This is a genomic window from Rhodoplanes roseus, assembly GCF_003258865.1.
Taxonomy (GTDB): domain Bacteria; phylum Pseudomonadota; class Alphaproteobacteria; order Rhizobiales; family Xanthobacteraceae; genus Rhodoplanes; species Rhodoplanes roseus.
On sequence record NZ_NPEX01000048.1, the window covers coordinates 21,623 to 31,965 of the forward strand.

A 10,343-nucleotide genomic window follows, 5' to 3' on the forward strand; every position below is an offset into this window, starting at 1 on the left:
CACGACGGCCGGACGGTCGGTGGTCCGAAGTCGTACAATGGTACTATCGGGAGATGATCGGCCGAACTGATTAAAATTTTACCGTCTGCGACGTGCAATCGAGAGCGACCCGACGCGCTGGTCGAGTATCGAGGAATGCCGATTGTCTGGCCGGGGTGACGATGTGCGGCGTTCGCGACGTGATCAGGCCGATCGCGCCGTCGGCCGATCGACCTGATCAGATCGTCTAATGCCTGAGAGCTAGATTTTTTCGATCGGCCCGGGTCAGGCCGCCCGCGCCGCCGCGCCGCGCCGCTCGGCCCGGCGCTCCGGCCCCCCATAGGTCGGGTCGTCCTTCTCGCGCCGATCGAGCGGGCCGGTGCGGACGCTCATCAGGAAGCGACGGACCTCGTCCTTGAGCTTGCTGCCTTCGACGGCCAGCATGCCGGCCGAGCTGCGCACCTGCTCGGAGGCGGCCTCGGTGGCGCCGGCGCCGCGGCTCACCTCGCCGATGGTCCTGGCGACGTCGGCCGTGCCGGCCGAGGCCTGCTGGATGTTGCGCGCCACCTCGCAGGTCGCGGCGCCCTGCTCTTCCACGGCCGCCGCGATGGCGGAGGCGATCTCGGCGATGCGCCCGATGGTGCCGCCGATCTCCTTGATGGCCGAGACCGAGTCGCGGGTCGCAGCCTGCATGCCGGCGATCTGGGCGCCGATCTCGCCCGTCGCCTTGCCGGTCTGGGCGGCGAGCGCCTTGACCTCCTGGGCGACGACCGCGAATCCCTTGCCGGCCTCGCCGGCCCGCGCCGCCTCGATGGTGGCGTTGAGCGCCAGCAGATTGGTCTGCTCGGCGATCGCCGTGATCAGCTTGACCACGTCGCCGATGCGGCCCGCCGCCTACGACAGCTCGCCGATGCGGGCGTCGGTCTCCTCGGCCTGCCGCACGGCGTGTGAGGCGATGCGCGTCGATTCCTGGACCTGACGGGAGATCTCGTTGACGGACGAGGTCATCTCGGTGGTGGCCGAGGCGACGTTCTCGACGTTCGCGGACGCCTGCTCGGACGCCGCCGCCACCGCGGTCGAGAGCTGCTGGGTCGTCTCCGCCGTGCGGGTGAGGCTGCCCGAGGCGGCCTCGAGCTCGCTCGCCGCCGACGAGACGCTCTCGACGATCTCGCCGACCGCCGCTTCGAACGAGTCGGCGATGCGGTGCACGGCCGCCTGCCGGTCCTTGGCGGCGCGCTCGTCGGCGGCCCGCTGCTCGGCCTCCATGGCGACGATCCGCACCAGATTGTCCTTGAAGGTCTGGGCGGCGCGCGCGTTGTCGCCGACCTCGTCGCGGCGCTCCACATAGGGGATCGCCACGGCGCGGTCGCCGCCCGCGATGGCGACCAGCACGTCGCCGATCCGCACGATGGGGCGCGAGATGCTGCGGCCGATCAGCCAGGCCAGGAGAATACCGACCGCCAGGGCCACGGCGCTGCCGAGCGTGACCGCCTGCATGGCGCCGGCGAGGCGGCTCTCGGTCGTCTCCAGGATGGACGCCTGCTCGGCCGCGGCGCTCTCGCGAATGCCACTGGCCGTCTTGGCGAGGTCCTCGGCCTTGGCGGCCATCTCGGTGCCGACCAGACGCTCGACCTCCTGGAGCGTGGCGACATAGCGCTTGAAGCCGTCGACATAGGCGGCCAGCGAGGTCCGGATCTCGGCCACGAGCCTGCGGCCCTCGGCATCGACGACCGACGCGTCGACGGCGGCGACCGCCGCCTGCAGGTCGCGGAAGCTCGCCTCGGTCGCCTTGTCGGCATTGTCCTCCAGCCGACCGAACGTCTTGGCGACGTTGAGGCGCATCAGCAGGAAGGTTTTCAGAACGGTGGCGGCCCGAACCTCGGAATCGGCATCGCCCCGGCTTTCGGCCCAGCGTTGGAGCGCGTCGACCGCGGCCGTGATCTTGCCGCCGAGCGGCGCGAGGGTCTGGGAGGACAAGGCGCGTTGCTGGCGCTGCAGCGGCACCACCGTATCGATCATGCGGCCGTAGGCGACGAGATCGGCCGCGATGCGCTCCAGCGCAGCGCGCCGCTCGGGCGCGCGCACCTCGCGCAGGCCGTGATCGAGCGCCGCCTGGACCCGCTGCCGCCGCTCCTGCACGGTGGCGAGACGCGCGTCGGTGGGATTGCCGATATACTCGATCATCACCCGGCGGAGGCCGACGAACTCGCGGTCGATGTCGCGGGCGATCTCGGCGACGCGGTTGCGCTGGACATAGGCGGCGAGGCTCTCGTCGACGGCGCCGAAGCCGCTGCGCGCCTGCAGCGCGATCACGGCCATGCCGACCAGCACGAGGGCGAAGCCGATGGCGATCTTGGTGCCGATCTTGCGGTCCGTGTAGATCGACGACAGCCGCCGTGACGAAGGATCACGTCGTTCGGAAGACGTCATGATGTCCACTCCTGGTAGATCTCACGGCGCGTGCGACGACACCGCCGCGCGCGCGGCCGGACCGATGTCTCGTATCGCGCTGATGATTTCGGTGTTCATTACGGGCGATGACAACTAAGAGTTTATTAAATTCGAGACCACCACCTCGGTACGGGTGATTACGCATCGTCAATTGGGACTACGGGGCGAACGCCAGCCGGCGGCCGAGACGAATTCACGGGAGATTTCGACCGATCGGGCGGTGTCCACCGGTCCGGCGAATCGCCTCCCTGCGCACTCTCGGCCGCACGACGTCATGCTCATCGAGACAAGAAGAGGGCGCAGCTAGCCTTGGCGACTGGGGGTTAGCCCTGAGGAAAACTTGTCGAGAGCAGTTCGCTTTGAGTTGTTTTATCGATAGATGCTCACGACCGATACGCGCTTGTTTTGTGATTTGAGAAGAACAAAGAGAGAATATGCGCCGTTTGGAGCGATTGTTTAGTACCTTATGGCTAGCCTAAACCCGCCTGAATTCATCATGAGAACTGAGACTCAGTTAAGTGTCGACAGCAGAATGGTTGTACTGTTGCTTGTATTTAGAATAGATTTAATCAGCAAATTGGAACTACCCGCGATGCTCCTTCAACCGAGAAGCTGACCTATGATGGATCACCTCGCAACGCCTAGCACCCTGGCGAAGTTCGAGAATTCCTTCGCGAGTTACGAGTTGCCGTTTTCCGGCCAATCGGTTCGCGCCGTCCTGCTCGATCGCGCCGGCACCATCCTGGCGGCGAACGCGGCCTGGAAGGACTTTGCGCAAACGTCCGGGCTCGCCCTGCCGAACGGCGGGGCCGGCCACAACTATCTCCAATACTGTGCGTTTGCGGACGAGCAGTCCGGCCGCATCATCGACGGCATCACCCAGCTCGTGCAGGGCCGGATCGACTGCCTGTCGTTCATCTATCCGTGCCCGACGCCGAGCAGCGAGGGCTGGTTCCTGATGCTCGGCTTCCCGTATCTGCAGGACGGCGCCAGCGCGATCCTGCTGCATGTCGACATCTCGTCGCTGATGCCGCGTGCCTCGCCGGACCGGCCGCGGCCGGTCGTGCTGAAGGAGGACTTCGGGGTCGAGCCGTTCAATGCGCGGCTGGAGCGCATGATGGAGACGATCGAGAAGTCGATCCGCGCCGCCGCCCCGGCCCCCGACCAGCCGGCCGAAGCCCTGCACGGCGCCATCGATTCGAAGTCGCTGACCTCGACGGTCGCTCTCAGCCGGCGCCAGCGCCAGGTGCTCGAGCTGATGGCCAAGGGACTGAGCAACATCGAGATCGGCCGGATGCTCGCGATCTCGCCCAACACCGTGAAGATCCACGTGTCCGGCATCCTGGCGCGGCTCGGTGTTCCCAACCGCGCCCAGGCGATCCACTGGACCCTGACGCGCCCGCACGACGAGATGCGCCGGCTGCCCTGAGCCGACGCGCTTCCGCGGCCGGGACCCCCGCCTGGCCGTGACGCCGAACCGCCGTCACGCCACTCCGATCCGCAACAGATCGTGCAGATGCACGATCCCGACCGGCATGGCGCGGTCGGTGACGAACACGGCCGTGATCTTGGCGGCGTTGAGCACCTGCAAGGCCTCGCTGGCGAGCTGCTCCGGCCTGGCGACGATCGGGCGTCGCGTCATCACCTCGTCGACCGTGAGATCCATCAGGTCGGGCCGCATGTGACGGCGCAGGTCGCCGTCCGTGACGATGCCGACGAGGCGCCCCTCGGTGTCGGTGACGCCGACGCAGCCGAAGCCCTTGGTCGACATCTCCAGCACGGCCGCGGCCATCCGGGCGCCGCTGGCGCACAGCGGCATCGCCTCGCCGACATGCATGAGGTCGCGGGCGAACTTGAGCGCCGCGCCGAGCTTTCCGCCGGGATGCAGGTTGCGGAAGTCGAGCGGCGTGAAGCCACGGCTCTCCAGCAGCGCGATCGCCAGCGCGTCACCGAGCGCGAGCTGCATCAGCGACGAGGTCGTCGGCGCCAGGTTGTGCGGGCACGCCTCGCGCGCCGGCGGCAGCGCCAGCACGATGTCGGCGGCCTTGCCGAGCGTGCTCGTCTCCTTCGACGTGACGGCGACGAGCGGGATGCGGAAACGGCGCGAATAGTCGATCAGCGCGCCCAGCTCGGCCGTCTCGCCCGACCACGACAGCGCCACCACCACGTCGTCCGCCGTGATCATGCCGAGGTCGCCATGCCCGGCCTCGGCCGGGTGGACGAAGAAGGCCGGCGTCCCGGTGGAGGCCAGCGTCGCCGCGATCTTGTGGCCGACATGGCCGGACTTGCCCATGCCGCTGACGACGACGCGGCCGCGCGCCGCCCGGATCGCCGCGCAGGCGGCCGTGAACGGTTCGCGCAGGCCGTTGCGCATCGCCGCGGCGAGCGCCGCGATCCCCTCGGCCTCCGCCTCCAGGGTGCGCAGGCCCGTCTCGATCAGGTCGCGATGGGTGCCGGGGGCGAGGTCGGTGGGCGGCAGGATGACGTCTGACATGCGCCGTCTCTACTCGTTTTTGGCCGCCGCGCAACCGTCCCGGACGCAGGGCCGGGGCGCCCGTGAACCCGCCGTTAACCATACCGGGCCTATTCCGGTTAACCAGTTCCGTTTGTGCCGCCGGCCGGCGTGGAGGACGTATCAGTGCCGCGCCCCTGCTCTCGACTCGCCGCATGGCTCGGATCGGGCGCGATCGTCGGCGCGGGACTGATCGCGGCTTCGACCTCGGCCGCCCTCGCCCAGACGCCGGAGCTCGGCACCGATCCGGCCACCGAGCCCGGCCTGTTCGCGCCCGCCCCCGCCGGCAGCCGCCCGCTGCCACAGCGATTCCGGCCGGGCAGCGCCACGGCGGCCCCGGCGGACGGCCGCACCGTGTTCGGCGGCGGCGAGGAGACGGCGCCGTCCGGATCGCGGCTGCCGACCAGCACGGGAACGACCAGCTTCGATTCACGGAACGCCCGCCGCTTCCGCCTGCCGCAGTCGCTGACCCAGCGCCAGCAGGAGGCGGCGCGCCTCAAGCGCGCGCCGGTGTCGGCCGTGCTGGTGCCGGGCACCAACCAGGCCGTGACGTCCGTGGTGGTGCCGGGCCGGCTGCGCCGGCGCGGCGGCCCCGACATCGACACCACGTCGCGCCTCAACATTCCGACCACAGCGACGATCCTGCGCCGCTTCCCCAACGCCGAGGTGGATCCGTTCGCACCGACCGGCATCAGGGCCGGCGCCTTCCTGCTGCGGCCGGCGATCGAGATCACCACCGGCTTCGACACCAATCCGACCCGCATCCAGGGCCTGCCCGGCTCCAGCCTGACCACGGTGTCACCCGAGCTGATCATCCGCTCCGACTGGCAGCGCCACCAGCTCAACGCCGACCTGCGCGGCACCTACACCTGGTACGGCCAGACCTATCCGCCCGTCACCGAGAACGCCGGCACGGTGGCTTCCACGGCGACGCCCGAGATCATCGACCGGCCGACCATGGACTCGCGCGTCAACGGCCGCTTCGACGTCGACAAGCTGTCGCATTTCGACGGCGAGGCGCGCGCCGTCGTCTCCACAGACAATCCCGGCAGCCCGAACGTGCAGACCGGCCTGAAGCGGTTTCCGCTGGTCACCACGGTCGGCGCGACCTTCGGCTACACCCAGGCCTTCAACCGGCTGGAGGTCACCACCAAGGGCACGCTCGACCATCAGGTCTACCAGGACTCGCTGCTCGCCGACGGCACGACCTACAGCAACGCCGACCGCGAATACAATCAGTACGGCGGCGCGGTGCGGGTCGGCTACGAGCTCAAGCCCGGCCTGAGGCCGTTCGTCGAGACCGGCGCCGACACCCGCATCCACGCGCAGAAAGTCGATCGCAACGGCTACGACCGCGACTCGACCGGTACCTTCGTGAAGGTCGGCAGCACGTTCGAGTTCTCGCGCAAGCTGGTGGGCGAGGCGTCGCTCGGCTGGCTGTGGCGCTTCTACGAGGACGACGCGCTCACCAACATGTCGGGGCTGACCATCGATGCGGCGCTCGCCTACACGCTGTCGGACCTCACCCTCGTCAAGCTCGTCGGAACCACGCGGGCGGCCGAGATCATCGTGCCGGGCATGTCGGGCGTGTTCAGCCGCGACATCTCCGTGCAGGTCGACCACGCCTTCCGGCGCTGGCTGATCGGCACCGCGCTGGTCGGCACCGGGATCGACGACTATGTCGGATCGGACCGCCTCGACCACCGCTACTTCGCGTCGGTCTCGATGCTCTACAAGCTCAGCCGCGAGGTCGCTCTCAAGAGCGAGCTGCGCCAGGACTGGCTGCGGTCGAACATCCAGAACGCCGACTGGAGCGCCACCCGCATCACCGTGGGCGTGCGGCTGCAGCGGTAGTCGGGCAGCCCCATCGGAACAGCTCGTCATGGCCGGGCTCGTCCCGGCCATCCACGCATGTCACCGCCGAACGTCCGAAAGACCTGGATGCCCGCGGCGAGCGCGGGCACGACGAGGCCGGAGACCGTGCCGTCGGCAAGGAGCGCCGCGCCGCCCTACTCTCCGAGCAGGCGCTTCAGCTCGGCGCGGAACGCCGGGGCGATGTCGTCGCGCTCCAGCGCATAGGCGACGTTGGCGGCCAGGAAGCCGATCTTGGAGCCGCAGTCGAAGGCGCGACCTTCGAACTTCACCCCGAAGAAGGGCTGGTTCATGGCCAGCTTGATCATCGCGTCGGTGAGCTGGATCTCGCCGCCGGCGCCCCAGCTCTGGTTCTCCAGGATGTCGAAGATCTCGGGCTGCAGGATGTAGCGGCCCGTGATGATCAGGTTGGACGGCGCCTTGCCGCGCGCCGGCTTCTCGATCATCTCGGTGACCTGGAAGCCCTTGCCGGTCGACTGGCCGGCGCCGACCACGCCGTACATGTGCAGCTTGTCCTCCGGCATCTCCTCGACGGCGATGACGTTGCCGCGCTGGCCGACCTCGACATAGGCGTCCATCATCTGGGCGAGGCAGCCGCGCTCGGCCTGCACCAGCACGTCGGGCAGCAGCAGCGCGAACGGCTCGTTGCCGACGATGTCGCGGGCGCACCACACCGCGTGGCCGAGGCCGAGCGGCGACTGCTGGCGCGTGAAGCTGGTCTGGCCCGGGATCGGCAGGTCGCGCTCGAGATGCTCGAGATCGGCGAACTTGCGCCGCTCGGTGAGCGTCACCTCGAGCTCGTACTGGCGGTCGAAATGATCCTCGATGACCGCCTTGTTGCGGCCGGTGACGAAGATGATGTGCTCGATGCCGGCCTCGCGCGCCTCGTCGACGACGTGCTGGATCAGCGGCCGGTCGACGACCGGCAGCATCTCCTTGGGCATCGCCTTGGTGGCGGGCAGGAAGCGGGTGCCGAGACCGGCGACGGGCAGAATGGCTTTGCGGATGGGCTTGGTCATGATGCTGTTCGCGTGAGCTCGGGAGCCGACAGGGTCCGAAGGCGCGGCAAAGAACCACGCTCCGCCAGCCGAGTCCATGGATAAACAGGCGGACGGACGACGCGTCGCAAGGGCTGGTGAACGGGCGCGCGCGGCCGCCGCGTCTTCGCCGCAATTGCGCCCCGACGGCGCCACGGGCGATTAAGATGGCTTAAACCGCGCACGGCCTTCACTCGGGGCCGGACGGAGAACGACGATGGCGAAGATCACGGCAACGAGTGTCCCGACACCCGACGCGAGCCCGGGCGACCTGCGGCGGCGCGGTTCGGTGCGTCGGCTTGCGACCATCGCCATGCTGGCCGTCTCGCTCGCCCTCCCGGCGCCGGCGGAAGCGCAGAACTTCCTCGACAGTCTGTTCGGCCAGCGGGCCACCGGCAGCGTGACGCCGGCCAGCACGCAGACTCTCGCGCCCGGCGCCCCCGGCGGCGAGCGGCCGTGGAGCGGCGAGTCGGGCAGCTCGGGCCACCCCGAGATGACGGCGGACGCGATCCGGGCCGCCACCGCGCAGTTTCCGGCCTGCATCGCGCGGCTGTGGCCGGAGGCGGCGCGCCGCGGCGTGTCGCGCGAGTCCTTCCACCGCTACACGGCCGGCCTGACGCCCGAGCTGCGGCTGATGGATCTGATGGACGCCCAGCCGGAGTTCACCAAGGCGTTCTGGGACTATCTCGACCTGCTGGTCAGCGACGCACGGATCAAGCGCGGCCGCGAGATCCTCGCCCAGAACGCCGCGACCTTCGCGGCGGTTGAGAAGGCCTACGGCGTCGACCGCACCATCGTCGCGGCCATCTGGGGCGTCGAGTCGAATTTCGGCACCCAGATCGGCGACCGCTCGGTGCTGCGCTCGACCGCGACGCTCGCCTGCGTCGGCCGCCGGCAATCCTATTTCCGCGACGAGTTCCTGGCCGCCCTGGAGATCCTCCATCGCGGCGACGTCGTCCCCGAGCACCTGATGGGCTCGTGGGCCGGCGCCTTCGGGCCGACCCAGTTCATGCCGACCTCGTTCAAGCGCTTCGCCGTCGACTTCGACGGCGACGGCCGGCGCGACGTGGTCGACTCGCTGCCCGACATGATCGCCTCGACCGCCAACAACCTGAAGAAGGACGGCTGGGAGGCCGGCAAGACCTGGGGCTACGAGGTCGTCGTGCCGCAGGGCTTCAACTACCTGATGGCCGATTCGTCGCGCTGGCTCACCATGCAGGAGTGGACGCGGCTCGGCCTCGCCCGAGCCAACGGCAAGCCGTTCCCGCGGCCGGCCGACAAGGCTTATCTGCTGGTGCCGGCGGGGCGCCGCGGTCCGGCCTTCCTGATGCTCGGCAATTTTCGGGCGATCATGAAGTACAACCCGGCCGAGGCCTATGCGATGGCGATCGGCCACCTGGCCGACCGGATGCGCGGCGACGGGCCGATCGTGCAGCCGTGGCCCCGCGACGAGCGGGTGCTCACCTCGGCCGAGCGCTACGAGCTGCAGACCCATCTGGTGCGGCGCGGCTTCGACATCGGCGGCGAGCCGACCGGCCGCATCGGGCCGAAATCGCGCACCGCCATCAAGCGCTACCAGCAGGCCGCCGGGCTGACCCCGGACGGCTTCGCCTCGGCCACCCTGCTGGACCAGCTCCGCTCGCGCTAGCGGCCTCGAAATCCTGAGGATTTCACACGCCGGCGGCGACGCCGCGGTGGCTTGAAAACGCCGCCTTCTCCTGCGATCTTCGGCTCGCCATGTCGCTGCGGGCACGCGCGGCGTCGCGTCGGCGTCCCGAGGGGGCGGCCGGCGCGTTTCGGCGTGGCGTTCACGGCGGTCCGGGAGCGGCCGTCGACGGAGGCGACTCTGACGATGACACAGCGGTTTCTTCGCGCCCTCGCCGCGCTCTCGCTCCTGATCGCGGCCGAGGCGGCGGTGCTGGCCACGACCGTGCTGATCGCCGCCGGAGCCGCGTCCCCGGCCGCCGCCCAGCTCTTCGACGACCGCTTCCCGTTCCAGAACCCGTTCGCCAATCCGTACCAGCGGCAACGGCAGTACCAGCAGCAACAGCAGCAGCAGTTCTGGAACCCGTTCGCGCCGCAGCCCGAGCAGCGCCAGGGCCAGGCCGCGCCGCCGCCCGACTTCTCCAAGGCACCGCCGCCCAAGAAGCCCGAGGGGACCCCGAGCACCAATGTGCTGGTGTTCGGCGACTCGCTCGCCGACTGGCTCGGCTACGGGCTCGAGGTCTCCTTCACCGAATCGCCCGAGATGGGCGTGATCCGCAAGCCGCGGACCCATTCGGGGCTGATCCGCCAGGACATGCGCAGCGACCCGCGCGGCGACCATCCGGACTGGCCCAAGGCCATCCAGGAGATGCTGGCGACCGAGCGACCCGACTTCATCGTGATGATGATCGGCCTCAACGACCGCCGCCCGATCCGCGAGCCGCGCGCCGCGCGCGCCGCCGTCACCCGGCCCGGCCAGCAGCCCCAGCCGGGCCAGCCGCCGGCCG

General features: G+C 69.4%; 6 protein-coding genes and 1 pseudogene. 4 read left to right on the plus strand and 3 right to left on the minus strand.

The genetic code is table 11. The features are described 5' to 3' along the window. Positions 1–360 precede the first annotated feature (360 nt). Positions 361–1,362 (minus strand): annotated as a pseudogene (locus CH341_RS36400) (methyl-accepting chemotaxis protein); the annotation flags it as partial. 1,687 nt (positions 1,363–3,049) lie between these two features. On the opposite strand from CH341_RS36400, the gene CH341_RS35785 reads away from it, so the two are divergent. Further along, positions 3,050–3,859 (plus strand): helix-turn-helix transcriptional regulator, encoded by an 810-nt coding sequence (locus CH341_RS35785; RefSeq protein ID WP_111418826.1) that lies wholly within the window; start codon positions 3,050–3,052, stop codon positions 3,857–3,859. Between the two features lie 54 nt (positions 3,860–3,913). On the opposite strand, the gene CH341_RS09650 is transcribed toward CH341_RS35785, so the two are convergent. Then, positions 3,914–4,924: a KpsF/GutQ family sugar-phosphate isomerase gene (locus CH341_RS09650; RefSeq protein WP_111418827.1), complete on the minus strand. Its 1,011-nt coding sequence runs from the start codon at positions 4,922–4,924 to the stop codon at positions 3,914–3,916. A 144-nt stretch (positions 4,925–5,068) separates the two neighbouring features. On the opposite strand from CH341_RS09650, the gene CH341_RS09655 reads away from it, so the two are divergent. After that, the gene (locus CH341_RS09655) at positions 5,069–6,796 is read left to right on the plus strand and encodes an outer membrane beta-barrel protein (protein ID WP_170149561.1); all 1,728 of its coding nucleotides are present in this window, start codon (positions 5,069–5,071) and stop codon (positions 6,794–6,796) included. Between the two features lie 155 nt (positions 6,797–6,951). Here the strand turns inward: CH341_RS09655 and galU are convergent, their stop codons facing one another. Further along, complete coding sequence (gene galU, locus CH341_RS09660) at positions 6,952–7,833, minus strand: UTP--glucose-1-phosphate uridylyltransferase GalU (RefSeq protein ID WP_111418829.1); 882 nt, start codon at positions 7,831–7,833, stop codon at positions 6,952–6,954. A 235-nt stretch (positions 7,834–8,068) separates the two neighbouring features. Between galU and CH341_RS09665 the strand changes: the two genes are divergently transcribed. Further along, positions 8,069–9,499 (plus strand): lytic murein transglycosylase, encoded by a 1,431-nt coding sequence (locus CH341_RS09665; RefSeq protein ID WP_111418830.1) that lies wholly within the window; start codon positions 8,069–8,071, stop codon positions 9,497–9,499. Positions 9,500–9,703: 204 nt separating this feature from the next. Beyond that, positions 9,704–10,343, plus strand: a 640-nt coding sequence (locus CH341_RS09670; RefSeq protein ID WP_146604426.1) for a DUF459 domain-containing protein, incomplete at its 3' end; no start/stop codon positions are given.

Coding starts and splice junctions, on each gene's coding strand:
- CH341_RS35785 (WP_111418826.1), top strand. CDS start 3,050: ATGATGGATCACCTCGCAACGCCTAGCACCCTGGCGAAGTTCGAGAAT.
- CH341_RS09650 (WP_111418827.1), bottom strand. CDS start 4,924: ATGTCAGACGTCATCCTGCCGCCCACCGACCTCGCCCCCGGCACCCAT.
- galU (WP_111418829.1), bottom strand. CDS start 7,833: ATGACCAAGCCCATCCGCAAAGCCATTCTGCCCGTCGCCGGTCTCGGC.
- CH341_RS09665 (WP_111418830.1), top strand. CDS start 8,069: ATGGCGAAGATCACGGCAACGAGTGTCCCGACACCCGACGCGAGCCCG.